This window comes from Glycomyces sp. NRRL B-16210, from assembly GCF_000719515.1.
Classification (GTDB): Bacteria; Actinomycetota; Actinomycetes; order Mycobacteriales; family Micromonosporaceae; genus Glycomyces.
The window spans coordinates 35,053-58,917 of sequence record NZ_JOGR01000005.1; the positions used below are offsets into that span (position 1 = coordinate 35,053).

Genomic DNA, 23,865 nt, shown 5'->3' on the forward strand with positions numbered 1-23,865 from the left:
AATCCGTCATCGAGACCCGTATCGACGCGGCGCGTTTGGGATCGGCCTTTACGCTCCGTCACCGGCGACGTATGCTGGCCCCCGACGAAACCGTTCTTTAACAGACCGTCCAGTGAGGCGGAGAAGGAGGTTCGCGTGGTTTCCCCTGCCCTCAGGCAGCACGAGGACGACCCCTCGGGCAAGCACATCCTCGCCGTCGACGACATCGGCCGCATCCTCGACCGCATCGCGCACCAGATCCTCGAGAAGACCAAGGGCGCCCCCGACACGATGCTCCTGGGCATCCCCACCCGCGGGGTCGCCCTCGCCGGGCGCCTCGCCGAGCGCATCCGCCGCTTCGCCGACATCGACGTCCCGGCCGGCACCCTCGACATCACCCTCTACCGCGACGACCTGCGCCGCAACGCGCTGCGGGCGCTCGGCCCGACCGAGCTGCCCGCCGGCGGCGTCGACGACCAGCGGGTCATCCTCGTCGACGACGTGCTCTACTCCGGGCGGACCGTGCGCGCCGCGCTCAACGCCGTCCACGACCTCGGCCGCCCCGCCAGCGTCCAGCTCGCCATCCTGGTCGACCGCGGCCACCGCGAGCTGCCCATCCGCGCCGACTACGTCGGCAAGAACATCCCCACCGCCCGCGACGAGAACGTGGCCGTGCGCCTGACGGAGTACGACGGGTTCGACGCGGTGGTCCTGACCGGAGGCCGGGAGCGATGAGACACCTGCTCACCACCAAGGAGCTCACCCGCGAGGAGGCCGAGCTCATCCTCGACCTCTCCGGGCAGATGGCCGACGCCGTCACCGGGCGCGAGGTCCCCAAACTCCCGGCGCTGCGCGGGCGCACCGTCGTGAACCTCTTCTACGAGGACTCCACGCGCACCCGCACCTCCTTCGAGACCGCCGCCAAGCGCCTCAGCGCCGACGTCGTGAACTTCGCGGCCAAGACCAGCTCGATCAACAAGGGCGAGAGCCTGCGCGACACGGCGCTGACCCTCCAGGCCATGGGCGCCGACGCGGTGGTCATCCGCCACCCCGCGGCCGGGGCCCCGCAGCGGCTCACCGAATGGCTCGACGGCGCGGTCCTCAACGCCGGGGACGGCACCCACGCCCACCCCACGCAGGCCCTCCTCGACGCCTACACGATGAAGCGCCGCCTCGGCGGCATCGAGGGGCGCACCGTCGCCATCGTCGGCGACATCCTCCACTCGCGCGTGGCCCGCTCCAACATCTGGCTGCTGTCCAAACTCGGCGCGAACGTGCGCCTGGTCGGACCGCCCACCCTGCTGCCCAAGGGCATCGACGACTGGCCCGTGGAGATCGGCTACGACCTCGACGCGAGCCTCAAGGGCGCCGACGCGGTCATGATGCTCCGCGTCCAGCGCGAACGCCAGAACGCCGCGTTCTTCCCGACCGCGAACGAGTACGCCCGCCTCTACGGCCTCGACGAGCGCCGCCTGGCCCTCCTGCCCGACCACGCGATCGTCATGCACCCCGGCCCGATGAACCGCGGCATGGAGATCGCCGCGACCGTCGCCGACTCGCCCCGCGCCACCATCACCGAGCAGGTGACCAACGGCGTCTGGGTCCGCATGGCCGTCCTGTACCTCCTGCTGACGAACGGTGAAGCGCGATGACCGACAGACTGATCAAAGGGGCCGACCTCGTCGGCAAGGGACGCCGGGACGTCCTCATCCGCGACGGCCGCGTCGCCGAGATCGGCTCGCTGACCGCCGCTGGAGCCGAAGTCGTCGACGCCGACGGCCTGGTGCTCCTGCCCGGCCTCGTCGACCTCCACACCCACCTGCGCGAACCCGGCCGCGAGGACGCCGAGACCGTCCGCTCCGGCACCCGCGCCGCCGCCAAGGGCGGCTACACCGCCGTGTGCGCCATGGCGAACTCCTACCCCGTCGCCGACACCGCCGGCGTCGTCGAGCAGGTCGCGGCCCTCGGCAAGGCCGCCGGCTACGCCGACGTCCAGCCCATCGGCGCCGTCTCGATCGGCCTCGAAGGCAAGCAGCTCGCCGAGATCGGCGCCATGGCCGGGTCGGCGGCGAACGTCCGCGTCTTCTCCGACGACGGCCACTGCGTGTCCGACCCGGTCCTCATGCGGCGCGCCCTCGAATACGTCAAGACCTTCGGCGGCCTCATCGCCCAGCACGCCGAGGAGCCGCGCCTGACCGAAGGCGCCCAGATGAACGAGGGCCCCGTCTCGGCCGAACTCGGCCTGCCCGGCTGGCCCTCGGTCGCCGAAGAGGCCATCATCGCCCGCGACGTGCTCCTCGCCGAGTACACCGGCGCGCGCGTCCACTTCTGCCACGTCTCCACCGCCCGCTCGGTCGACATCATCCGCGAGGCCAAGGCCCGCGGCGCGCAGGTCACCGCCGAGGTCTGCCCCCACCACCTGCTGCTCACCGACGAGGCCGCCCGCACCTACGACCCCGTCTACAAGGTCAACCCGCCGCTGCGGCGCGACGCCGACGTCGCCGTCCTGCGCGCCGCGCTCGCCGAAGGCGTCATCGACGCCGTCGCCACCGACCACGCCCCGCACGCCCCGCAGGACAAGGACTGCGAATGGGCCGCCGCGCGCCCCGGGATGCTCGGCCTGGAGACCGCGCTGTCCATCGCCGTCCTCGCCCTCGGCGGACCCGACGACGTGGACTGGGACCTGCTCGCCGAGCGGACCTCCCGCACCCCCGCCCGCATCGCCGGACTCGAAGCCCACGGCCGCGACCCGCAGCCGGGCGCCGAGGCCAACTTCACCCTCGTCGACCCCGCCGCGTCCTGGACCGTCGTCCCCGAAGGACTCGCGTCCCTGTCGCGCAACACCCCCTACGCCGGGAGGAAGCTCCCGGTCACCGTCCAGGCGACGTTCCTCCGCGGACGCGCCACCGTGCTGAACGGCACCATCGCAGAGGAGATCCAATGAGTCGAGCACCAGCGATCCTCGTTCTCGAGGACGGCCGCGTCTTCCGCGGCGAGGCCTTCGGCTCGGTCGGCGAGACCTTCGGCGAGGCCGTCTTCAACACCGGCATGACCGGCTACCAGGAGACCCTCACCGACCCGTCCTACTACGGGCAGGTCGTCGCCCAGACCGCCCCGCAGATCGGCAACACCGGCTGGAACGACGAGGACGACGAGTCCCGCCGCATCTGGGTCTCCGGCTACGTCGTGCGCGAGCCCTCCCGCACGGCCTCCAACTGGCGCGCCAAGCGCGGCCTCGAGGACGAACTCGCCGCCCAGGGCGTCGTCGGCATCTGCGAGGTCGACACCCGCGCGCTCACCCGCCACCTGCGCGAGTCCGGCGCCATGCGCGTCGGCATCTCCTCGCGCACCACCGACGCCGAGGAACTGCTCGCCAAGGTCCTCGCCTCGCCGCAGATGGCCGGCGCCAACCACGTCGGCGCCGTCACCACCGCCGAGCCCTACACCTACGAGGCCAAGGGCGCCGCGAAGTACACCGTCGCCGCGCTCGACCTCGGCATCAAGCGCAACACCCCGCGCCGCCTCGCCGAACGCGGCGTCACCACCACCGTCCACCCCGCGCACGCCACCGTCGAGGACCTCCTCGCGGCCGGACCCGACGCGGTCTTCCTCTCCAACGGCCCCGGCGACCCCGCCACCGCCGACCACCAGATCGCCCTCACCCGCGAACTCCTGCGCCGCGGCGTACCCGTCTTCGGCATCTGCTTCGGCAACCAGATCCTCGGACGCGCCCTCGGCCTGGGCACCTACAAGCTCAAATACGGCCACCGCGGCATCAACCAGCCCGTGCTCGACCGCCACACCGGCAAGGTCGAGGTCACCGCCCACAACCACGGGTTCGCCCTGGCCGCCCCCGAATCGGGCGAGTTCTTCGACACCGAGTTCGGCCGCGTCCAAGTCAGCCACGTCTGCCTCAACGACGACGTCGTCGAAGGCCTCACCTGCCTCGACGTGCCCGCCTACTCCGTGCAGTACCACCCCGAGGCCGCCGGCGGGCCGCACGACGCCGACTACCTGTTCGACCGCCTGATCGAGCTGATCGAGAAGACCGAAGGGGCCAACACCAATGCCTAAGCGCGAAGACCTCAAGCACGTCCTGGTCATCGGGTCCGGCCCCATCCAGATCGGCCAGGCCTGCGAATTCGACTACTCCGGCACCCAGGCCTGCCGGGTCCTGCGCGAGGAGGGCCTGCGCGTCACCCTCGTCAACTCCAACCCCGCCACCATCATGACCGACCCCGAGTTCGCCGACGCCACCTACGTCGAGCCGATCACCACCGAGGTCATCGAGCAGGTCATCGCCAAGGAGAAGCCCGACGCGCTCCTGCCGACCCTCGGCGGCCAGACCGCCCTCAACGCCGCCGTCGCCCTCCACGAGGCCGGCATCCTCGAGAAGCACGGCGTCGAACTCATCGGCGCCGACATGGACGCCATCCAGCGCGGCGAGGACCGCCAGCAGTTCAAGCAGGTCGTCCTCAAGGCCGGCGGCGAAGTCCCCGCCTCCGCGGTCTGCCACACCATGGACGAGGTCCGGGCCACCGTCAAGGAGCTCGGCCTGCCCGTGGTCATCCGCCCCTCCTTCACCATGGGCGGCCTCGGCTCGGGCATGGCCCACACCTGGGAGGACGTCGACCGCATCGCCGGAGGCGGCCTCGCCGAGTCCCCGACCACCGAAGTCCTCATCGAGGAGTCCGTGCTCGGCTGGAAGGAGTACGAACTCGAACTCATGCGCGACCGCAATGACAACGTCGTCGTGGTCTGCTCCATCGAGAACGTCGACCCCATGGGCGTCCACACCGGCGACTCGGTAACCGTCGCCCCCTCGATGACCCTCACCGACCGCGAGTACCAGCACCTGCGCGACATCGGCATCGCCGTCCTGCGCGAGGTCGGCGTCGACACCGGCGGCTGCAACATCCAGTTCGCCATCGACCCCGAGACCGGGCGCATCATCGTCATCGAGATGAACCCGCGCGTCTCCCGCTCCTCCGCCCTCGCCTCCAAGGCCACCGGCTTCCCGATCGCCAAGATCGCCGCCAAGCTCGCCATCGGCTACACCCTCGACGAGATCCCCAACGACATCACCAAGGCCACGCCCGCCGCGTTCGAGCCCGCCCTGGACTACGTCGTCGTCAAGGTCCCGCGCTTCACCTTCGAGAAGTTCCCCGGCGCCGACCCCACCCTGACCACCACCATGAAGTCCGTCGGCGAGGCCATGAGCCTCGGCCGCACCTTCCAGCAGGCCCTCCAGAAGGCCCTGCGCTCCACCGAGACCAAGGCCGCCGGGTTCTGGACCCGCCCCGACCCCGAGGGCGCCACCCTCGAGAACACCCTCGAAGCCCTCCGCACCGCCCACGACGGCACCCTCTACACCGCCGAGCGGGCCCTGCGCCTGGGCGCCTCCGTCGCCGAAGTCCACGAGGCCTGCAAGATCGACCCGTGGTTCCTCGACCAGGTCGCCCAGCTCATCGACCTGCGCGACGAGATCGAGGCCGCCGCCGTCGTCGACGCGGCCCTCCTGCGCCGCGCCAAGCGCGCCGGATGCTCCGACGCCCAGATCGCGGCCCTGCGCCCCGAACTCGCCGGCGAGGCCGGCGTCCGGCGCCTGCGCCACCGCCTCGGCCTGCGCCCGGTCTTCAAGACCGTCGACACCTGCGCCGCCGAGTTCGAGGCCCACACCCCCTACCACTACTCCACCTACGAGGACGAGACCGAGGTCGCGCCCTCCGACCGCCCCAAGGTCATGATCCTCGGCTCCGGGCCCAACCGCATCGGCCAGGGCATCGAGTTCGACTACTCCTGCGTCCACGCCGTCCAGGCCCTGCGCGCGGTCGGCTACGAGACCATCATGGTCAACTGCAACCCCGAGACCGTCTCCACCGACTACGACACCGCCGACCGGCTCTACTTCGAACCGCTCACCTTCGAGGACGTCACCGAGGTCTTCCACGCCGAGGACACCACCGGCAAGGCCGCCGGCGGCCCCGGCGTCATCGGCGTCGTCGTCCAACTCGGCGGCCAGACCCCCCTCGGCCTCGCCGAACGCCTCGAACAGGCCGGGCTCCCCATCGTCGGCACCAGCCCCAAGGCCATCGACAACGCCGAGGACCGCGGCGTCTTCGGACGCCTCCTCGACGAACTCGGCCTCGTCGCCCCCGCCGGCGGCACCGCCACCTCCTACGAGGAGGCCCGCGCCGTCGCCGACCAGATCGGCTACCCCGTGCTCGTGCGGCCCTCCTACGTCCTCGGCGGCCGCGGCATGGAGATCGTCTACGACGAGGACACCCTCGCCGGATACATCTCCCGCGCCACCGAGGCCAGCCCCGAGCACCCCGTCCTCATCGACCGCTTCCTCGACGACGCCGTCGAGATCGACGTCGACTGCCTCTGCGACGGCACCGAGTTCTACCTCGGCGGCATCATGGAGCACATCGAGGAGGCCGGCGTCCACTCCGGCGACTCCTCCTGCGCCCTGCCGCCCATCACCCTCGGCGCCGCCGTCATCGAGCAGATCCGCGACTACACCGCCAAACTCGCCTTCGGCATCGGCGTCCGCGGCCTCATGAACGTCCAATACGCCCTCAAGGACGAGCAGCTCTACGTCCTCGAGGCCAACCCGCGCGCCTCCCGCACCGTCCCCTTCGTCTCCAAGGCCACCGCCGTCCCGCTCGCCAAGGCCGCCGCCCGCATCGCCCTCGGCGCGACCATCGCCGAACTGCGCGCCGAAGGGATGCTCCTGCCCGAAGGCGACGGCTCCGACGCCGGACCCGACGACCCCATCAGCGTCAAGGAGGTCCTCCTGCCCTTCAAGCGCTTCCGCACCGTCGAGGGATCGGGCATCGACGCCGTCCTCGGCCCGGAGATGAAGTCCACCGGCGAGGTCATGGGCATCGACGCCACCTTCGGCCTCGCCTTCGCCAAGGCCACCCTCGCCGTCTACGGCAAACTCCCCACCTCCGGGAAGATCTTCGTCTCCGTCGCCGACCGCGACAAGCGCTCGATCGTCTTCCCCGTCCGCCGCCTCGTCGACCTCGGCTTCACGGTCTACGCCACCGAAGGCACCGGCCTGGTCCTCAAACGCCACGGCATCGACTTCACCCCCGTCGCCCGCCACAGCGACAGCGACGGCAGGGGAGAAGGCCGCCAAGACGCCGTCAGCCTCATCGCCTCCGGCGAGATCGACCTGGTCATCACCACCCCCTCGGCCTCCTCCGGACCGCGCACCGACGGCTGGGAGATCCGCTCGGCCACCGTCGTCGCCGACGTCAGCTGCGTCACCACCATCCAAGGCGCCGCCGCCGCCGTCCAGGCGATCGAATCGGCCTCCCGCGGCGAGATCCGCGTCGCCTCGCTCCAGGAACTCCACCGCCGCCTCCGCGGCGCCGAAACGGCCGCGGCCTGACCGCCGAGACCGACCCACCGGGCGGGCCCGGTGCCCGTGCCGCCCGCCCGGTGGACTGACGTATACAGGAACGACCATGCTGTATCAGAAACTGGCCCGCCCGGTCCTGTTCCGGATCGGACGCGGCGACGCCGAGCGAGCGCACGAGACCACCCTGCGCTGGCTCGCCCGCCTGTCCGGTCAACGCCAGGCCCGCAACGCGCTCATCCGACTCAACCGCCCCAGCGCCCCCGTCACCGTCTGCGGCATCCCCTTCCCCAACCCCATCGGCCTCGCCGCCGGCATGGACAAGAACGGCGTCGCCGTCGGCGCCTGGCCCGCGCTCGGCTTCGGCTTCGCCGAGATCGGCACCGTCACCGCCCAGCCCCAGCCCGGCAACCCCGCCCCCCGCATGTTCCGCATGACCCGCTCCCAGGGCATCGTCAACCGCATGGGCTTCAACAACGACGGCGCCCAGGCGCTGGCCGCGCGGCTCAGCGCCGCCCCGGCCGTCGACTGCCCCCTCGGCATCAGCATCGGCAAGTCCAAGGCCGTCGCCATCGAGGACGCCATCGAGGACTACCTCCAGTCGATGCGCTTCCTCTACCCCTTCGCCGACTACATCGCGATCAACGTCTCCTCGCCCAACACCCCGGGCCTGCGCAAGCTCCAGGACTCCGGGGCCCTGCGCGACCTGCTCGGGGCCCTGCGCGCCGAAGGCGAGCGCCTCGCGGCCGGGCGCGCCGAGCGCCCGATCCTCGTCAAGATCGCCCCCGACCTCACCGAGTCGGCGATGGCGCAGCTCCTGGAGGTCTGCCTCGACGCCGGGGTCGCGGGCGTCATCGCCACCAACACCACCCTCGGGCGCGACCGGGTCGACCCGGCCGACGACGCCGTCGCCGTCGAGGCCGGCGGCATGTCCGGCCGGCCGCTGACCGAGTTCGCCCGCGAAATCGTCCGCTTCGTCCACCGCGAGACCGGCGGGAACCTGCCGATCATCGGCTCGGGCGGCATCATGACCCCCGACGACGCCCAGGCCATGTTCGACGCCGGGGCGAGCCTCGTCCAGATCTACTCCGGACTCGTCTACAACGGCCCCGGCGTCGTCCGCGGCAGCGTGCGCCGCTACAAGAGCGCCGCCCGACGCCGCCACCGCGCCAAGGCCTAGACCCGACCCGAAGACCGCGCCCACCGGAAAGAGACCACACCATGTCGACCAGCAAGGACTTCGGCGCCCGCGCCCACCACCTCTCGGCCGCGCGCGGCCCGCTGTGCGCCGGCGTCGACCCCCACGGGGCGCAGCTGCTGGACTGGGGCCTCGACGACGACCTCGCCGGGGCCGAGCGGTTCTGCCTGACCCTCGTGGAGGCCCTCGCCGGCACCGTCGCCTTCCTCAAACCGCAGTCGGCGTTCTTCGAGCGCTTCGGCTCGGGCGGCATCGCCTTGCTCGAACGGGTGATCGCCGAGTCCCGCCGCGCCGGGGCGCTCGTCATCCTCGACGTCAAGCGCGGCGACATCGGCTCCACGATGGCCGCCTACGCCCAGGCCTACCTCGACCCGGCCTCGCCGCTCGCGGTCGACGCGGTCACCCTCAGCCCGTTCCTGGGCACCGGCTCGCTCCAGCCCGCCTTCGACCTCGCCGCCGCCCACGGCAAGGGCGTGTTCGTGCTCGCCCGCACCTCCAACCCCGAGGGCAAGCAGGTCCAGCTCGCCCGCCGCCGCGACGGCAGGTCCGTCGCCCAGGGCGTCATCGACGAGGTCAACGAGCGCAACCTCGGGGCCGAGCCGATGGGCTCCTTCGGGCTCGTCGTCGGCGCCACGATCGGCGCCTGCGCCACCGAGGGCGAGGCCCGCCTGCGTGAGTCGACTTACGGAATCACCCACACCACCGCGAGCCAACGTGACTCCGCTCACGACTTGTCCCAGTTCAACGGCCCGCTGCTGGTCCCGGGCATGGGCGCGCAGGGCGGGAGGCCGAGTGATCTTCCGCGCGTCCTCGGACCCGCCGTGAACTTCGCAATCCCGTCCTATTCCCGACAAATCGCACAGCCGGGGCCCGCCGTGGCGAGCATTCGCGCCGCCGCCGAGGCGTTGCAGGACGAATGCCGCGCCGCGATGGGGGAATAAACCGCCGAATTCAGGGTCCGGGAAATGCCCCACCCCCGGTCGCAGGCGTGTCGGACCCTGGGGTTACCGTTCCCGAGCTGGGTATGCTTTGGCGATACCCGCACGCGAAGGTCCACAGGGACGAAACCATCGACTGCAAGGAGACCCCGTGCCGCTCCCTAAACTGACACCGGAACAGCGCGCCGCAGCCCTTGAGAAGGCCGCCGCGGCCCGCAAGGCCCGCGCCGAGCTCAAGGAGAAGCTGAAGTCGGGCGAGACCACCCTGGAAGCGGTCCTCAAGTCCGCTGCCACCGACGACATCTCCGGGAAGATGAAGGTCTCGGCCGTGCTCAAGGCACTCCCGGGCATCGGCGACAAGCGCGCCACCCAGATCATGGAGAAGCTCAAGATCGCCGACTCCCGTCGGCTGCGCGGCCTCGGCGAGCACCAGCGCGCCGCGCTTTTGGATGAATTCAAGGGCGACCAGGCCTAAGTTCGGGTAGTAGTAGTCGCGTGAGCATCGATCGTCACCACGCCGCCTTCGCCCAGCGCCTGACAGTGCTCTCCGGCCCGTCCGGAGTGGGCAAGGGCAGCGTCAAGGCCCTCATCCAGGAGTACTACCCGTGGGTCTGGCTCTCCGTGAGCTGCACGACCCGCAAGCCGCGCCCGGGTGAGGTCGACGGCGCCGACTACCACTTCGTGTCGACCGAGCAGTTCGAGTCGATGATCGCCGCGGGGGAGTTCCTTGAATGGGCCTCCTACGCGGGGAACCTCTACGGAACCCCCCGCGGCCCGGTCGAGGAGCGCCTGCGCGCCGGACTCCCGGCGCTGCTGGAGATCGAACTGCAGGGCGCCCGACAGGTCCGCCGGGCCATGGCAGACGCCCAACTGGTGTTCCTGGCGCCGCCGTCGTGGGACGAACTCGTCCGCCGCCTCACCGGGCGGGGGACCGAGGACGAGGCCACGATCGCGCGCCGCCTGGACGCCGCCCGTTCCGAACTGGCCTCGGAGGCCGAGTTCGATCACACAGTCACCAACGTGTCGATCGAGCAGGCGGCCGCCGAGCTGGTAGAGTTGCTCAGTTCTCCGGCTCTCGCGTCGGCATCGCTGACGAGCCGCAAATAGCCTCGCCTCGGCGAAGCCCGCGAGCCGCACTTCCGCTCAGCAAGTCCGGAGCCACTGAGCACCACGAGTCGCACACGAAGGATTACACGTGTCAGGGACTGTCGCCGACCCCGTCGGCATCACCAACCCGCCGATCGACGATCTGCTGGAGAAGGCCCAGTCGAAGTACCAGCTGGTCATCTACTCCGCCAAGCGGGCCCGTCAGATCAACGCCTACTACTCCCAGCTCGGCGAAGGCCTGCTGGAGTACGTCGGACCGCTCGTCGAGACCACGCCCGAGGAGAAGCCGCTCTCGATCGCCATGCGCGAGCTCGACAAGGGCCTCCTCGAGACGAAGGCCTTCGACGACCCCGAGGCGTAGGCCGCGTTGAACGTCGTCCTGGGCGTGTCGGGCGGCATCGCCGCCTACAAGGCGTCCATACTGCTCCGCCTCCTCAAGGAGTCCGGTCACGACGTGACCGTGGTCCCCACCGAGGCGGCGCTCAAGTTCGTCGGTGAAGCCACCTGGGAGGCCCTGTCGGGCCGCCCGGTGGCTTCCGGCGTGTTCTCCGAGGTGTCCGAGGTCAAGCACGTGCGCCTCGGCCGCGCCGCTGACCTCGTGGCCGTCGTCCCGGCCACCGCCGACCTCCTCGCGCGCGCGGCCCACGGCCGCGCCGACGACCTGCTGACCGGCACGCTGCTCACCGCGACGTGCCCGGTGGTCTTCGCCCCGGCGATGCACACCGAGATGTGGGAGCACGCCGCCACGCGGGCGAACGTCGCGACCTTGCGCGAGCGCGGCGCGCACGTCGTCGAACCCGACTCGGGCCGCCTCACCGGCGCCGACACCGGCCCCGGGCGCCTGCCCGAGCCCGAATCGCTCTTCGCCCTGCTCAAGGGCTTCCTCACGTCTCCGGCCCGCGACCTCGTCGGCCGCAAGGTCCTCGTCACCGCCGGCGGCACCCGCGAGCCGATCGACCCGGTCCGCTTCATCGGGAACCACTCCTCGGGCCGCCAGGGCATCGCGATCGCCGCGGCCGCCGCCGCGCGCGGCGCCGAGGTCCACCTCATCGCCGCCCACGTCGAAGCGCCGCTGCCGGCGGGCCTTCGCGTCGACCGCGTCGCGACCACCGCCGAGCTGTACGACGCGACCGTGGCCGCCGCCCGCGACGCCGACGCCGCGGTCCTGGCCGCGGCCCCGGCCGACTTCACCCCCAAGTCCTCCTCGGACCGCAAGCTCAAGCGCAAGGGCGACCTCGACCTGGCGCTCACCGCCACGCCCGACATCGCCGCCGCGGTCGGCCGGGCCAAGCGCCCCGGCCAGGTCCTCGTCGTCTTCGCGGCCGAGACCCACGACGGCCCCGAGCACGCCCGGGCCAAGCGCGAGGCCAAGGGCGCTAATCTGGTGGTGCTCAACGACGTCTCCGGCGGCGCCGTGTTCGGCTCGGCGGAGAATTCGGTCACGATCTTCGACGAACGTGGCGAAGTCGACGCGATGGTCGACGCCTCGAAGGAATCGGTGGCCGACGCGGTCTGGGACGCGGTCTCAGCAGCGCTGCCGCCGCGCGACTCCCGGTGAGTGGACGCGACTGACACCGCCTCGGCTCCGCGTGCCGACTTGGTGGCAGGATCGTGAGCGCATAGACTTGTGAGCTGCGAAGTCAGTCGAAGAGCGCCGCTTGGCGGCGTGGATGTGTGTTGAGGAGTGCCGTGGCACGTCGCCTGTTCACCTCCGAGTCGGTCACTGAGGGCCACCCGGACAAGATCGCCGACCAGATCTCCGACGGGATCCTGGACGCCCTGCTGGGCGAGGACCCCGGGAGCCGGGTCGCGGTCGAAACCCTCATCACCACCGGGCAGGTGCACGTGGCGGGGGAGGTCACGACCCATGCCTACGCCGACATCCCCCGGATAGTGCGCGACACGATCCTGCGGATCGGCTACGACTCCTCCAAGAAGGGCTTCGACGGCGCCTCGTGCGGCGTGAACGTCTCGATCGGCGGCCAGAGCCCCGACATCGCCCAGGGCGTCGACAAAGCCTGGGAGTCGCGAGTGGACTCCGGCGAGCTCGACGAGCTCGACCTCCAGGGCGCGGGCGACCAGGGCCTCATGTTCGGCTTCGCCTGCCGCGAGACCCCCGAGCTCATGCCGCTGCCGATCGCCTTGGCGCACCGGCTCTCCCAGCGCCTCACCGAGGTCCGCAAGGACGGCACGGTGCCCTACCTGCGCCCGGACGGCAAGACCCAGGTCACCATCGAGTACGAAGGCGACCGTCCGGTGCGACTGGACACCGTGGTCGTCTCCAGCCAGCACGCCCCGGACATCTCGCTGGACTCGCTGCTGTCGCCCGACGTCGCCGAGCACGTGATCGCGCCGGTCGTCTCCGGTCTCGACCTCGACATCGCCGACTACAAGCTGCTGGTCAACCCGACCGGCCGCTTCGAGATCGGCGGGCCGATGGGCGACGCGGGCCTGACCGGCCGCAAGATCATCGTCGACACCTACGGCGGCTACGCCCGCCACGGCGGCGGCGCCTTCAGCGGCAAGGACCCCTCGAAGGTCGACCGCTCGGCCGCGTACGCGGCCCGCTGGGTCGCCAAGAACGTGGTCGCCGCCGGGCTCGCCGAACGCTGCGAGGTCCAGGTGGCCTACGCGATCGGCAAGGCGAAGCCGGTGAGCATCGCGGTGGACCCGATGGGGACCGGCACGGTCGACCCCGCGCGGATCGAGCGCGCGGTCCTGGAGGTCTTCGACCTGCGCCCGGCCGCGATCATCCGCGACCTCAACCTGATCCGGCCGATCTACTCCAAGACCGCCGCGTACGGCCACTTCGGCCGCGAACTGCCGGAGTTCACCTGGGAGGCGACCGACCGCGCCGCCGCCCTGAAGGAAGCCGTCAACTAAGACCTCCCCGAGCCCCCGACCGCCGAGGCGGTCGGGGGCTCGGGCGCGCATACGACCCGGTAACGTCGCAGCCGGAGCCGGCGACGGCGCCACTGCGATGCGGGACCGTCCCGCCCCGATTCCGGAAGGGCCGCGACCTCTGTTGCCACCTCGCACCGTCCTGGCCGCCGCGACCGCCGCCCTCGGCCTCCTGGCCGCCTGCTCGACCGCGCACGGCGTCGTCGCCGACCTCGCCGACGAGCCCGAAGCGATCGTGTTCGCCGACTTCGAGGACGGGGACGTCAAGTCCGGCTACCCCGACATCGGCCACAACGAGTGTTGCTCGAGCTCGGTGCAGGTCGCCGGCTTCGGCCGCGACAGCGACGCCTCCGTCCGCCACGAGCTGCGGCAGGGCGACCCGCCGCAGGCCGGCGGGATGCGCGCCGAGAGCGACGCGATGCGCGTGCCCGAGGCGCGGTACGGCCTCGGCGACACCCGCTACTACGCCTTCAGCGTCTACCTCCCCAGCACCTGGGAGCACGACGACCGGAGCGGGGACATCGTCTTCCAGTGGCACAACGCGCCCTCGCCCGCCGAGCCCTGCGAGACCAGGAAGGCGCCGAGCGCCTTCCTCCAGGTCCACCCCCACGACGGCGGCGAGTGGCGCCTGCGCCTCAACTCGGACCCGAATCCCTGCACCACGCCGGAGACGATCGACAAGCTCCACCTCGGACTCGGGCCGATCGCGCTCGGCGAGTGGACCGACTTCGTGTTCCGCTTCGACTGGGCCTACGACGACTCCGGCGTCGTCGAGGTGTGGCAGCGCACCGGCGCCGACCCCGACTGGGCCCACACCCACTGGGAGGGTCCGAACACCTACAACGACGCCCACGACAGCGGCTACATCAAATGGGGCCTCTACAAGCCCGGCTGGAACGGCGGGGCGTCCAGCGGCGTCGACAAGCGCGCCGTCTTCCACGACAACATCGCGCTCGGCACCACCTGCGGCTCCGTGATGCCGCCGGGCTGGGACCCGCCGTGCGAGGCCGTTCCGGCGTTGTCCGCCGCCGCTGCCGTCCCCGAGCCTCCCGCGGTCCGCGCCCGGCGCCGCCGCTGAGGGAGACGGTCCGCGCCGCTTCGCCGTGCGGCGGCCCGGCGTCGGGGCCGCCCGGTACGTTTATCGGATGGACGAGTCACCGGCGATCGCAGCGGTCTGCGTCGACCAGCCGCTGCCGCAGCTCGACCGGCTCTTCGACTACCGCATTCCCGAGGACCTCGCCGGCCAGGTCAGGCCCGGGTGCCGCGTCAAGGTCCGCTTCGGACGGCGCAAGGTCGGCGGTTACGTCATCGCCCTCAAGGACGCCAGCGACTTCACCGGCAAGCTCCTGTGGCTCTCCGACCTCGTCTCGCCCGAGCCCGTGATCAGCCCCGAGACCGCCCGCCTCGCCCGCGCCGTGGCCGACCGCTACGCCGGGACCCTCGCCGACGTACTGCGCCTGGCCGTCCCCGAACGCCGTGTCCGCGTCGAGGCCGAGGCTCCAGGAGAGACGCTGCCGGTGGCCGCACCCGTCCCGACTCACTGGAAGAGATATATCGCGGGCGAGGCATTCCTGCGCGCACTGCGCGAGACCAAGTCACCGAAGGCGGTATGGAGCGCCCTCCCCGGCGAGGACTGGCCCGCCCGCCTCGCCGAGGCCGCCGCGGCCACCGCCTCCGCCGGACGCGGCGCGGTCCTCGTCGTCCCCGACCAGGCCGACCTCGACCGCCTCGACGCCGCGCTCGACGCCGTGCTCGGCCCCGACCGGCACGTCACGCTCTCGGCCCAGATGGGCCCGACCAAGCGCTACCGGGCGTTCCTGAAGGCCGCCCGAGGCCAGGTGCGGATCGTGGCCGGCACCCGCGCCGCCGCGTTCGCGCCCGTCGCCGACCTCGGCCTCGTCGCGATCTGGGACGACGGCGACCAGTCCCACGTGGACCGCCACGCCCCCTACCCGCACGCCCGGGAGGTCCTGCTCACCCGCGCCGGCCTCGCCGAGGCCGCCTGCCTCGTCGGCGGCCACGGCCGCACCCCCCAGGCGCAGCTGCTGGTCGAGACTAAATGGGCGGTCTCCATGGTCGCCTCCCGAGACGAGATCCGCTCGGCCGCACCGAGGATCGTGCCTGTCGGCGACGAGTCCGACCTGGAGCGCGACCCGTCCGGCGGCGCCGCCCGACTGCCCACGATCGCCTGGGAGGCCGCCCGAGGCGCGCTCGCGAAGGACCGGCCCGTCCTCGTGCAGGTCCCCAGGCGCGGGTACGTGCCCGCGGTGTCCTGCCAGCGCTGCCGCACCCGCGCGGCCTGCCCGAACTGCTCGGGGCCGCTGCGGCTCCTAGGCGCCCGCCGCGCCCCCGTGTGCGGCTGGTGCGGCACGGTCGCCGAGGACTTCCGCTGCTCCGAATGCGGATCGAACCGGGTCCGCGCCCTGATCATCGGCGCCGAACGCACCGCCGAGGAACTGGCGCAGGCCTTCCCGGACGTCCCGATCGCGGAGTCGACCGGCCTGGACCGCCTCGAATCGGCCCCGGCCGGCGCCTCGGTGGTGGTGGCGACGCCCGGCGTGGAGCCCGCGGCCCCCGGCGGCTACGGCGCGGTGCTGCTGCTGGACACGTGGGCGCTGCTGACCCGCGCGGAGCTGACCGCGAGCGAAGAGGCCTTGCGCCGCTGGATGAACGCGGTGGCGCTCGCGCGCCCGGACGCCACGGCGGTGGTGGTGGCCGACGGGGGACTGGCGGTGGTGCAGGCCCTGATGCGCTGGGACCCCGCGTGGTTCGCGGTGCGGGAATTGGAGGAGCGCGCCGAACTCGGCTTCCCGCCGGTGATGAAGTTCGCGGCCCTGACCGGCCCGAACGGCGAACCCGAGAAGCTCGCCGCCGATCTGCCCGCCGAACTCGGCACGGAGGCGATCGGTCCGATCCCGGTGGACGAGCATTCGGAGCGGCTGCTGGTGCGGGTGCGGCGCAGGGACGGGGCGGCGCTGGCGAGCGTGCTCGCGAAGGCGACGGCCGCGCGCTCGGGCGCGAAGGCCGAACCGGTGCGCGTGCAGATCGACCCGCGCGAAATCGCCTGAGCCACCGGTAGCGTCGCCCTCGGTCGTACCGGGGCCCGACGACGGCCGGTCTTCCTGCGGAGGCCGCCGCACGGGTCCGGAAGCGGCCCGGGGCGCGCCACCGGTGCGCACGGAGATGTTTCGAGGTCAAGGGCCAGTAGCGCTCAGCGGGACGGCAATGCCGCAGGCAGGCGTGAGCGCCGTGTGGAGTTCCATTGCGGCAGTGGCGCTCTCGGCCCCGGCGACATAGCGGCGCCGTCAGCGGCCCGAGCCGGCGAAACGCGCGCGGGTCGCGCGCCACAGGCCGCGCACGCGCTCGCGAAAGAAGTAGACGGCGGCGAAGACGATGAGCACGAAGGGAATCGCGATCGGCAGCACCGTGGTGAACCCAAGGACCACGATGAGGGTCTCGACGCCGATGAGCGAGGCCACGCCCATGTACCCGAAGACGGTGAGCGCCTGCATGCGGCACACGAGCGCCGCGAGCGTGGTGCGGATGCGGCTCTCCCGTCGTTCGGTCACCGCTCCTGTATACCAGCGGCGCACGGGCCAGGAGGTGCGCCATCGGTCCGCGAGGCGGCGCCCGGGCGTCCGCCCACCGGTTCGGTCGGTCCAGGACCGCGGCGAGCGCGGTCCGCCGCCTCCCCGGCTCACCGCTCAGCAGATCGGGCCGCCGGTCGCGGCCGTCGCCCTCGCCAGGTCCCTGATCAACGCCAGGTCCACCCGTTCCGGACCGCTGAACCGCAGGCAGCCCTTGCCCATGTCCTGATCCGCCAGCCGCTCGGCGAACGCCTCCCGCACATCGGTGCGCAGCAGGTAGAACGAGAGGTACCGCTTCTGCGACGCGAACGCGATCTCGATCGCCTCGACGGTGCCGTCGCGCGAGAAACCGGGCATCCCGTACGCCATGACCTCCGCGAAACCCGCCAGCTCCTCGCGGCAGACCTCGCGGATCGCGGCCATCGCCTCCCTGCGCTCCTCCGGCAGCGCGGCCAGGTAGGCGTCCACGTTCTCGGCATCGCTCCGCACCATTCCAGAAACCTAGCCCGAACGGTTCCCGGAGCGACGAGTTTCGACCCCGCGGCTCGTCTCAACTGATGCAATCGGCTTCTCACGCCACCGGGAAAGGAAACCCACCATGCAGCAGAAGATCGTCACCAACCTCTGGTACGACGGCGACGCCGAAGCGGCCGTCGACTTCTACCTCACACTGTTCGCCGACGGCAAGGTCACCGGCACCATCCCCTTCGTCGAGGACGCGCACGGCAAGGTCGGCGAGCCGATGGTCGTCAACTTCGACCTCGCCGGGCAGGCCTTCACCGCCATCAACGGCGACGGCTCCGCCAAGCACGACCACGCCATGTCCCTGCTCGTCAACTGCGAGGACCAGGCCGAGATCGACCGCCTCTGGAGCGCGATCCTCGAAGGCGGCGGCAAGGAGATCGAGTGCGGCTGGATCGCCGACAAGTGGGGCGTCAACTGGCAGATCTGGTCGCCCGAGGCCGACGCCTACGTCGGCGGCCCCGACAAGGAGGCCGCCCTGCGGGCCGTCAAGGCCATGTACGGCATGAAGAAGATCGACCTCCAGGGCCTCAAGGACGCCTACGAGGGGAAGTAGCGGACGCGGCGCGGGCCGGTCCCCCGCGCGGGGGACCGGCGCCCTGCCCCGGGGGGAGGCCCCCGCGCCCGCGCCCGGCCAAACTGGAGCCATGAGCCCACCGCGCCGCTGGCACAATGGCGCCATGCGCCTGATCGCCCCGCTCTGGTCCCGCGCCACCTACCGCGGCTGGGTGTGGGTCATCCTCGGCGGCGCCCTCATGATGCCGTTCATGATGGTCGGCGCGCTGGTCCACAACTGGCTCGTCCCCGAGAGCGGCTTCAACGGCATCCTCCACCCGCTCGTCTACGTCGGCGTCCTCCCGCTGGTCGCGGCCGCCTCGCTGCTCCTGCCCGACCGCGAGATCGAGCGGACGGCCGCCCGCCGGCTCCTCGGCGCCGAGTTCGCCTCCCCGGCCGACGACGGCTCCTGGAACTCGCGCTGGCGCACCGGCTGCTGGTTCACCCTCCACGCGGCCGCGGGCGGCCTGCTCAGCGGCCTGACGCTCGCCATGGTGCCGTTCGCGGCGTACCTGCTCTACAACGGCGCCCTGCTCGCCTTCGGCGTCATCGACGAGCCGCCCGAGCTCTACACCGGCCATCTCACCACGTGGGGCCTGCTCACCGGCCCGCTCGTCTTCATCGGGCTCACCGCCTCGGTCGCGCTCCTCACCGCCGCGATGAAGGCCCTCGCCCCGCGCCTGCTCGGGCAGGGCTCGGCCGACCGCCTCGCCGCCTCCCGCGCCGAGGCCGCGCGCCTCGCGGCCCGCAACCGCATCGCCCGCGAACTGCACGACGCGGTCGGCCACGCCCTGTCGGTGGTCGTGGTCCAGTCCGAGGCCGCCGCCCGCGTCATCACCGCCGACCCCGCCTTCGCCGCGCAGGCCATGGCCGCAGTCGGCGAGACCGCCCGCGGCGCCCTGGCCGACCTCGACGCCGTCATCGGGGCCCTCCGCGAGGACCGGGACCACTCGCGCGGCCCGCAACGCGACCTCGCCGACCTCGAGTCCCTGATCGCCGAGTCCGGCGTCGACGTGGAGCTGCGCCAGAGCGGCGACCGCGGCGCGCTCAGCCGCCTCGCCTCCCGCGAGATCTACCGGATCGTCCAGGAGTCGCTGACGAACGTGCTCCGCCACGCCGACGAACCCCGGGCGAGCGTGGCCGTCGACGTCGGCGCCCGCGAAGCGACCGTGGCGGTGACCAGCCCCGCGACGCGCAGGCCGCGCCCTCGCCGAGGCGGTCGCGGCCTCATCGGCATGGCCGAGCGCGCCGCCGTCCTCGGCGGGACCGCCGACGCCGACTGGACCGCGGGGGCCTGGACCGTCCGCGCCGCCGTTCCCATCGACACCAGAAAGGCCGAGGATGACCGCTCCGCTGCGCATCGCGCTGATCGATGACGAGGCCCTGATCCGCTCCGGCTTCGCCGCCGTCATCGGCGCCGAACCGGACCTCGACGTCGTCGCCGAAGGGGCCGACGGCATCGACGCGGTCGCCATCGCCCGCTCCGGCCGGGCGGACGTGCTGCTCATGGACGTGCGGATGCCGAAGGTCGACGGGATCGAGGCGACCGAGCGGATCGTGTCCGAACTCGACTCGCCGCCGAAGATCCTGGTGGTCACCACCTTCGACAACGACGACTACGTGTGGCAGGCGCTGCGCGCCGGCGCCGACGGGTTCCTGCTCAAGCGCACCCGCCTGGAGGACCTGCTCGCCGCGGTGCGCCTGGTGGCCCGCACCGACGCGCTCCTGTTCCCCGAGGCCGTGCGCCGCCTCGCCGCGGCCGCACCGACCCGCAAGCCCCCCAAGGGGATCGCCGATCTCAGCGACCGGGAGAAGGAAGTGCTCACGCTCGCCGCGCGCGGGCTGTCCAACGCCGAGATCGCCGCCGAGCTGTTCCTCGGGCGCGAGACCGTCAAGACCCACCTGAGCAGCGTCTACACCAAACTCGGCGTCCGCGACCGCACCCAGGCCGTCATCGCCGCCTACGAAGGCGGCCTCGTGTAGGTCCGCCCGAGTCTCCTCAAGACAAGTCGACCCCCTTTAACGACCGAGCCCTCTTCCGCCTGGAAGAGCGCTGCCCGGCGCCTCGTGCCGCCCTGTGATCCGTCGAACCCCGGCATCAGTGTTGACAGTCGTGGGTTCGTTCGTGCTATGGTTCATTAGTCAAGTAATGAACCTCTGAACCGAGGAACCGAACCACGAAACCTAAGGAGGCGAGATGTTCGATGACGGCACGCCGATCTACCGACAGATCGCCGACCAGATCAAGGCCGAGATCATGAACGGCTCGCTCGAACCGGGAGGCAAGGTCATGTCGACCAATCAGTACGCCGCGTTCTACCAGATCAACCCGGCCACGGCGCAGAAGGCGTTCCGGGAGCTGGTCGACGAAGGCATCCTCTACAAGCAGCGCGGCGTCGGCATGTACGTCGCCGACGACGCCCGCGACAAGCTCGCCGCGGACTTCCGCGAGCGCTTCTTCGAGCGGGTCCTGGCCCCGCTGGTCCGCGAGGCCCGCCAGGCCGGCATCCCCCTGACCGACATCATCGACTACCTCCGTGCACAGGAAGGCGCCCTCAAATGAGCTTCTCCGTCAACCTCCGCGACGTCACCCTCAAGTACGGCAAGGAAGACGCCCTCGCCGACGTGGACCTCACCCTCGAGGCGGGCAAGATCTACGGGCTGCTCGGACGCAACGGCGCCGGCAAGACCAGCCTGCTGAGCCTCATCGCCGCGTTCCGCAAGCCCACCACCGGCCAGATCCTCGTCGGCGGCGAGCCGGTCTGGGAGAACGCCCCGATCGTCTCCCGCGTCGCCCTCATCCGCGAAGGCGGCGACTTCGACGACTCCGACACCGTCAAGGCCACCATCGAGACCGGGCACGTCCGCCTGGGCTTCGACGCCGACTACGCCTACAAGCTCGCCGACAAGTTCGAGCTGCCGCTCACCAAGCGGGTCCGCGAGCTCTCCCGCGGCAAGCGCTCGGTCCTGGCCGCCGTCACCGGCCTGGCTGCACGCGCCGAACTGACCATGTTCGACGAGGTCCACCTCGGCATGGACGCCCCCACCCGGGACGCGTTCTACAAGGAGCTGCTCGCCGAGTACATGGACCGCCCGCACACCGTCGTCCTCTCCACCCACCTCATCGACGAGGTCGCCAACTACCTCGAAGAGGTCATCATCGTCGACAGGGGACGCATCCTGCGCCACGAGGAGGTCGAGGCCTTCCAAGGCATGGGCGCCACCCTCACCGGCCCCGCCGAATCGGTCGACGCCGTCGCCTCCGGCCTCGAGGTCCTCGCCGAGCAGCGGCTCGGCGCCACCAAGAGCATCACCGTCGCCGCCGCCCCGGACGCCCCGACCCGCGAGCGCGCCGCCGCCGCAGGCATCGAGATCGGCCCCGTCGGCCTCCAGGACCTCTTCATCCACCTGACCGAACCCGGCAAGAACGGAGCCTGACCATGCCCGCCCTCGCCAGCAGCCAACTGCCCCGGCGCCGCTACTCCCTCGGCCTCGGCCTCAGCTGGGAAGTCCTGCGGTACTTCAAGTACTGGATCATCGCGGTCCTGATCCTCTCGTTCCTCGGGCCGCTCGCGCTCTCGCGCTACACCGACATCGACCTCTCGGCCTGGTTCTACACCGCGAACGTCGCCAAGTGGTTCTCCGCGTTCGTCGGCGGCGGCTTCGTGTACGTGCTCGTGCCCAGCCTGATCGCCGCGGGCGTGACCCGCCGCGAACTCGCCGTCTCCTTGGGGGTCTTCGGGACCGTCTGGTCCGCCGGCATCGGCGCCGCCGCCATCGGCGGGCTCCTCACCGAGCGCTTCTACTACGGCGCGATGGGCTGGACCCAGGCGGTCGAACTCAACGAAGCGACCGCTCCGATCGGCACCTGGGGCGAGACCCTCGGCTTCGCGGCGGTCTACCCGCTGCTGTACCTCGCCTACTTCACCGCCGGCACCGTCATCGGCGTCGCCTCCTACCGCTGGGACGGCACCGGCTGGCTGCTGGTCGTCCCGATCCTGCCGGTGCTGTTCAGCCTCGACAACGCCCTGTACAACACCAAGCCCTTCGGTCCGGGCTGGCTGGGCTTCCTCGGCCGGTTCGTCGACGAGGCGGGCCGCGGGCTCGTCCTCGCCGCGATCGTCCTGGTGATCGCCGCGCTCGCGGCGAGCGCCTACCGCATCCTCATCGACATTCCGCTGCGCTCCAAGAAGGCCTGATCATGACCACCGCACTCGCGCGCCGTCGCTACCGCCTCGGCCTCAGCCTCTTCCTCGGGTCCGCCCGCTGGCTCCGCTGGCCGCTGCTGTGCTGGATCGTCCTCACCCCGATCGCCTCGGCGGTCTTCATCGACGCCGTCGACCAGGGGCTGTGGAGGATCGCCGCCAGCGTGTTCCAGTGGTTCGTCGCCGCCACGGCGGGGATCTGGCTCGCCTCGAACCTGCCGACCCTCCTCGCCCGCGGCATCACCCGCCGCGAGATCACCGTCGCCTACCTCCTGTTCGGGCTCCTCGCCTCGATCGCGAGCGTCGCGATCACCATCGGCGGCTTCGCCGCCGAGCACGCCCTGCTCGCCCTGACCAGCGAGCCCCTCGGCACCTGGGGCGAGACCCTCACCATCGGCCTGCGCTACCTGCTGGTCACCCCGGTCTACTTCTTCGCCGGGGCGTTCATCGGCGCCGCGGCCGCGCGCTTCGGCGACAAGGGCTGGTTCACCGTGGCCGTCCTCGTCGGTTCCGGCGCCCTCTACGTGGGCCTGCTCGCCCTGGAGTTCGGCGACCTCGACGGCTCCGGCCGCCTCGCGGCCTTCCTCGCCGGAGGCATCGGCGCCACCGCGGCCCTGTGCGTCGCCACGGCCCTGGCCCTGCGGTCCATCCCCGTCAGAGCGAAGCGGGCATGACATGAACGCCACCCTCGCCGGACGCAGATACCGGCTCGGCATGCGGCTGTCGGCCGAGGTCGCCACCACCTTCGGCCTGTGGTTCCTGATGTCGCTCGCGGCCGTCCACGCCGTCATGATCGGACTGCGGGCGCTCACCCCCTTCGACGGGGACTTCAGCTTCTACCTCTTCCCGGCCCTGCCGCTGATCCTCACCGCCGTGTGCTGGGTCCACCTCCTGCGGGCCTTCCCGGCCGGCATCGCCGGCGGCATGACCCGCAAGGAGCTCCTGACCGCCTTCGCGGTCTTCGGCGCGCTCGTCACCGCCGGAGGGTTCGCCCTGTCGCAACTGATCGTGCTCCTCCAGGACCTCCTCGTCCCCGGCGACCTCGGCGACGTGGACGCCTACGGCCTCGCCCCCATCGAGTCCCTGACCCGCTCGGCGGTCTTCGTCGCCGCCGGCCTCGCCGCCGGAGCGCTCATGTCCCGCTTCGGCGCGCAGCGACTCGGCGGCGCCCTGGCCGGCGTCGTCGTCGCCGTCCTCCTGTTGCGCCAGATCCCGCTCGAACTGGCGAAGGCCGGATACGCCGGCGAGCGCACGATCGTCTTCCTGGAGTACCCCTCCAACCCCGACCTGCTCGCCCCGCTCGACGCGATCCTCGCCCTCCTGCTCGCACTCGTCGCCTGGGCCGCCCTCGCACGGGCGCCCATGCCGCACAAGAAGGGATGAGCCATGGGCCTCATCGGCGCGCAAGTCCCCTTCCCGGTGCTGGTGCTCGCCGCCTGCATCGCGGCCGGCGTCGTCGCCGGGCTCCTGCTCACCACCGGCCCCGTCGCCCCGCCCGGCCCGC

The 23,865-nt window shown here is 71.7% G+C and carries 24 protein-coding genes; 22 read left to right on the plus strand and 2 right to left on the minus strand.

Going from position 1 to position 23,865, the window contains the following annotated elements; translation table 11 throughout:
* The first annotated feature begins 135 nt into the window (after positions 1–135).
* The 14 genes from pyrR (at position 136) to IF12_RS0108095 (ending at position 16,560) form a co-directional block, all read left to right on the plus strand.
* Positions 136–714, plus strand: a complete 579-nt coding sequence (pyrR, locus tag IF12_RS0108030) for a bifunctional pyr operon transcriptional regulator/uracil phosphoribosyltransferase PyrR (RefSeq protein ID WP_030156645.1) — start codon at positions 136–138, stop codon at positions 712–714.
* Entirely contained in the window at positions 711–1,631 is a 921-nt protein-coding gene (locus IF12_RS0108035; RefSeq protein ID WP_030156647.1) for an aspartate carbamoyltransferase catalytic subunit, read from the plus strand. Before pyrR ends, IF12_RS0108035 begins: the two co-directional genes overlap by 4 nt.
* Complete coding sequence (locus IF12_RS0108040; protein ID WP_030156649.1) at positions 1,628–2,923, plus strand: dihydroorotase; 1,296 nt, start codon at positions 1,628–1,630, stop codon at positions 2,921–2,923. Before IF12_RS0108035 ends, IF12_RS0108040 begins: the two co-directional genes overlap by 4 nt.
* A complete protein-coding gene (gene carA / locus IF12_RS0108045) occupies positions 2,920–4,053 on the plus strand; it encodes a glutamine-hydrolyzing carbamoyl-phosphate synthase small subunit (RefSeq protein ID WP_030156650.1) in 1,134 nt (377 codons plus the stop codon). The genes IF12_RS0108040 and carA overlap by 4 nt, the downstream gene beginning before the upstream one ends.
* Positions 4,046–7,381, plus strand: coding sequence for a carbamoyl-phosphate synthase large subunit (gene carB, locus IF12_RS0108050; protein ID WP_030156652.1), 3,336 nt, complete (start codon positions 4,046–4,048; stop codon positions 7,379–7,381). The genes carA and carB overlap by 8 nt, the downstream gene beginning before the upstream one ends.
* Positions 7,382–7,457: 76 nt before the next feature.
* Entirely contained in the window at positions 7,458–8,528 is a 1,071-nt protein-coding gene (locus tag IF12_RS0108055) for a quinone-dependent dihydroorotate dehydrogenase (protein WP_030156654.1), read from the plus strand.
* Positions 8,529–8,569: 41 nt separating this feature from the next.
* Positions 8,570–9,487, plus strand: coding sequence for an orotidine-5'-phosphate decarboxylase (gene pyrF, locus IF12_RS0108060; RefSeq protein WP_030156656.1), 918 nt, complete (start codon positions 8,570–8,572; stop codon positions 9,485–9,487).
* 148 nt (positions 9,488–9,635) lie between these two features.
* A complete protein-coding gene (mihF, locus tag IF12_RS0108065) occupies positions 9,636–9,959 on the plus strand; it encodes an integration host factor, actinobacterial type (protein WP_030156658.1) in 324 nt (107 codons plus the stop codon).
* Between the two features lie 20 nt (positions 9,960–9,979).
* Positions 9,980–10,591 carry a guanylate kinase gene (gene gmk, locus IF12_RS0108070; protein ID WP_081913386.1) on the plus strand — a complete coding sequence of 204 codons (612 nt, stop codon included), beginning with the start codon at positions 9,980–9,982 and terminating at the stop codon, positions 10,589–10,591.
* Positions 10,592–10,679: 88 nt separating this feature from the next.
* The gene (gene rpoZ / locus IF12_RS0108075; protein WP_030156662.1) at positions 10,680–10,952 is read left to right on the plus strand and encodes a DNA-directed RNA polymerase subunit omega; all 273 of its coding nucleotides are present in this window, start codon (positions 10,680–10,682) and stop codon (positions 10,950–10,952) included.
* A 6-nt stretch (positions 10,953–10,958) separates the two neighbouring features.
* Positions 10,959–12,149 (plus strand): bifunctional phosphopantothenoylcysteine decarboxylase/phosphopantothenate--cysteine ligase CoaBC, encoded by a 1,191-nt coding sequence (coaBC, locus tag IF12_RS0108080; RefSeq protein ID WP_030156665.1) that lies wholly within the window; start codon positions 10,959–10,961, stop codon positions 12,147–12,149.
* 131 nt (positions 12,150–12,280) lie between these two features.
* Positions 12,281–13,474, plus strand: coding sequence for a methionine adenosyltransferase (metK, locus tag IF12_RS0108085; protein WP_030156667.1), 1,194 nt, complete (start codon positions 12,281–12,283; stop codon positions 13,472–13,474).
* A gap of 142 nt (positions 13,475–13,616) precedes the next feature.
* Positions 13,617–14,570, plus strand: a complete 954-nt coding sequence (locus tag IF12_RS0108090) for a polysaccharide lyase (RefSeq protein WP_030156669.1) — start codon at positions 13,617–13,619, stop codon at positions 14,568–14,570.
* A gap of 67 nt (positions 14,571–14,637) precedes the next feature.
* Positions 14,638–16,560, plus strand: a complete 1,923-nt coding sequence (locus IF12_RS0108095; RefSeq protein WP_166659590.1) for a primosomal protein N' — start codon at positions 14,638–14,640, stop codon at positions 16,558–16,560.
* 237 nt (positions 16,561–16,797) lie between these two features.
* On the opposite strand, the gene IF12_RS0108100 is transcribed toward IF12_RS0108095, so the two are convergent.
* Together IF12_RS0108100 and IF12_RS0108105 are read right to left on the minus strand one after the other, a co-directional pair.
* Positions 16,798–17,061 carry a hypothetical protein gene (locus IF12_RS0108100; protein ID WP_030156671.1) on the minus strand — a complete coding sequence of 88 codons (264 nt, stop codon included), beginning with the start codon at positions 17,059–17,061 and terminating at the stop codon, positions 16,798–16,800.
* A gap of 135 nt (positions 17,062–17,196) precedes the next feature.
* A complete protein-coding gene (locus IF12_RS0108105; RefSeq protein WP_030156673.1) occupies positions 17,197–17,571 on the minus strand; it encodes an iron chaperone in 375 nt (124 codons plus the stop codon).
* Positions 17,572–17,677: 106 nt separating this feature from the next.
* On the opposite strand from IF12_RS0108105, the gene IF12_RS0108110 reads away from it, so the two are divergent.
* The 8 genes from IF12_RS0108110 (at position 17,678) to IF12_RS0108145 (ending at position 23,744) form a co-directional block, all read left to right on the plus strand.
* Positions 17,678–18,157 carry a VOC family protein gene (locus IF12_RS0108110; protein ID WP_030156675.1) on the plus strand — a complete coding sequence of 160 codons (480 nt, stop codon included), beginning with the start codon at positions 17,678–17,680 and terminating at the stop codon, positions 18,155–18,157.
* A gap of 91 nt (positions 18,158–18,248) precedes the next feature.
* Positions 18,249–19,532 carry a sensor histidine kinase gene (locus tag IF12_RS0108115; protein ID WP_081913390.1) on the plus strand — a complete coding sequence of 428 codons (1,284 nt, stop codon included), beginning with the start codon at positions 18,249–18,251 and terminating at the stop codon, positions 19,530–19,532.
* A complete protein-coding gene (locus IF12_RS0108120) occupies positions 19,498–20,139 on the plus strand; it encodes a response regulator transcription factor (RefSeq protein ID WP_030156680.1) in 642 nt (213 codons plus the stop codon). Before IF12_RS0108115 ends, IF12_RS0108120 begins: the two co-directional genes overlap by 35 nt.
* A gap of 214 nt (positions 20,140–20,353) precedes the next feature.
* A complete protein-coding gene (locus IF12_RS0108125) occupies positions 20,354–20,719 on the plus strand; it encodes a GntR family transcriptional regulator (protein ID WP_030156682.1) in 366 nt (121 codons plus the stop codon).
* Positions 20,716–21,594, plus strand: coding sequence for an ATP-binding cassette domain-containing protein (locus IF12_RS0108130; RefSeq protein WP_030156684.1), 879 nt, complete (start codon positions 20,716–20,718; stop codon positions 21,592–21,594). Before IF12_RS0108125 ends, IF12_RS0108130 begins: the two co-directional genes overlap by 4 nt.
* 2 nt (positions 21,595–21,596) lie before the next feature.
* Positions 21,597–22,355: a hypothetical protein gene (locus IF12_RS0108135; protein WP_030156686.1), complete on the plus strand. Its 759-nt coding sequence runs from the start codon at positions 21,597–21,599 to the stop codon at positions 22,353–22,355.
* Positions 22,356–22,357: 2 nt separating this feature from the next.
* The gene (locus IF12_RS25530) at positions 22,358–23,035 is read left to right on the plus strand and encodes a hypothetical protein (RefSeq protein ID WP_030156693.1); all 678 of its coding nucleotides are present in this window, start codon (positions 22,358–22,360) and stop codon (positions 23,033–23,035) included.
* Position 23,036: 1 nt separating this feature from the next.
* Complete coding sequence (locus IF12_RS0108145; RefSeq protein WP_030156696.1) at positions 23,037–23,744, plus strand: hypothetical protein; 708 nt, start codon at positions 23,037–23,039, stop codon at positions 23,742–23,744.
* Positions 23,745–23,865: the final 121 nt, after the last annotated feature.

What these genes read in the sequence shown, in the direction of transcription:
- IF12_RS0108135 (WP_030156686.1), top strand. Translation starts at nt 21,597, where the DNA reads ATGCCCGCCCTCGCCAGCAGCCAACTGCCCCGGCGCCGCTACTCCCTC.
- IF12_RS0108110 (WP_030156675.1), top strand. Translation starts at nt 17,678, where the DNA reads ATGCAGCAGAAGATCGTCACCAACCTCTGGTACGACGGCGACGCCGAA.
- IF12_RS0108105 (WP_030156673.1), bottom strand. Translation starts at nt 17,571, where the DNA reads ATGGTGCGGAGCGATGCCGAGAACGTGGACGCCTACCTGGCCGCGCTG.
- IF12_RS0108125 (WP_030156682.1), top strand. Translation starts at nt 20,354, where the DNA reads ATGTTCGATGACGGCACGCCGATCTACCGACAGATCGCCGACCAGATC.
- IF12_RS0108040 (WP_030156649.1), top strand. Translation starts at nt 1,628, where the DNA reads ATGACCGACAGACTGATCAAAGGGGCCGACCTCGTCGGCAAGGGACGC.
- carA (WP_030156650.1), top strand. Translation starts at nt 2,920, where the DNA reads ATGAGTCGAGCACCAGCGATCCTCGTTCTCGAGGACGGCCGCGTCTTC.
- IF12_RS0108120 (WP_030156680.1), top strand. Translation starts at nt 19,498, where the DNA reads ATGACCGCTCCGCTGCGCATCGCGCTGATCGATGACGAGGCCCTGATC.
- pyrF (WP_030156656.1), top strand. Translation starts at nt 8,570, where the DNA reads ATGTCGACCAGCAAGGACTTCGGCGCCCGCGCCCACCACCTCTCGGCC.
- IF12_RS0108115 (WP_081913390.1), top strand. Translation starts at nt 18,249, where the DNA reads ATGAGCCCACCGCGCCGCTGGCACAATGGCGCCATGCGCCTGATCGCC.
- IF12_RS25530 (WP_030156693.1), top strand. Translation starts at nt 22,358, where the DNA reads ATGACCACCGCACTCGCGCGCCGTCGCTACCGCCTCGGCCTCAGCCTC.
- carB (WP_030156652.1), top strand. Translation starts at nt 4,046, where the DNA reads ATGCCTAAGCGCGAAGACCTCAAGCACGTCCTGGTCATCGGGTCCGGC.
- IF12_RS0108145 (WP_030156696.1), top strand. Translation starts at nt 23,037, where the DNA reads ATGAACGCCACCCTCGCCGGACGCAGATACCGGCTCGGCATGCGGCTG.
- IF12_RS0108130 (WP_030156684.1), top strand. Translation starts at nt 20,716, where the DNA reads ATGAGCTTCTCCGTCAACCTCCGCGACGTCACCCTCAAGTACGGCAAG.
- IF12_RS0108095 (WP_166659590.1), top strand. Translation starts at nt 14,638, where the DNA reads ATGGACGAGTCACCGGCGATCGCAGCGGTCTGCGTCGACCAGCCGCTG.
- IF12_RS0108055 (WP_030156654.1), top strand. Translation starts at nt 7,458, where the DNA reads ATGCTGTATCAGAAACTGGCCCGCCCGGTCCTGTTCCGGATCGGACGC.
- IF12_RS0108035 (WP_030156647.1), top strand. Translation starts at nt 711, where the DNA reads ATGAGACACCTGCTCACCACCAAGGAGCTCACCCGCGAGGAGGCCGAG.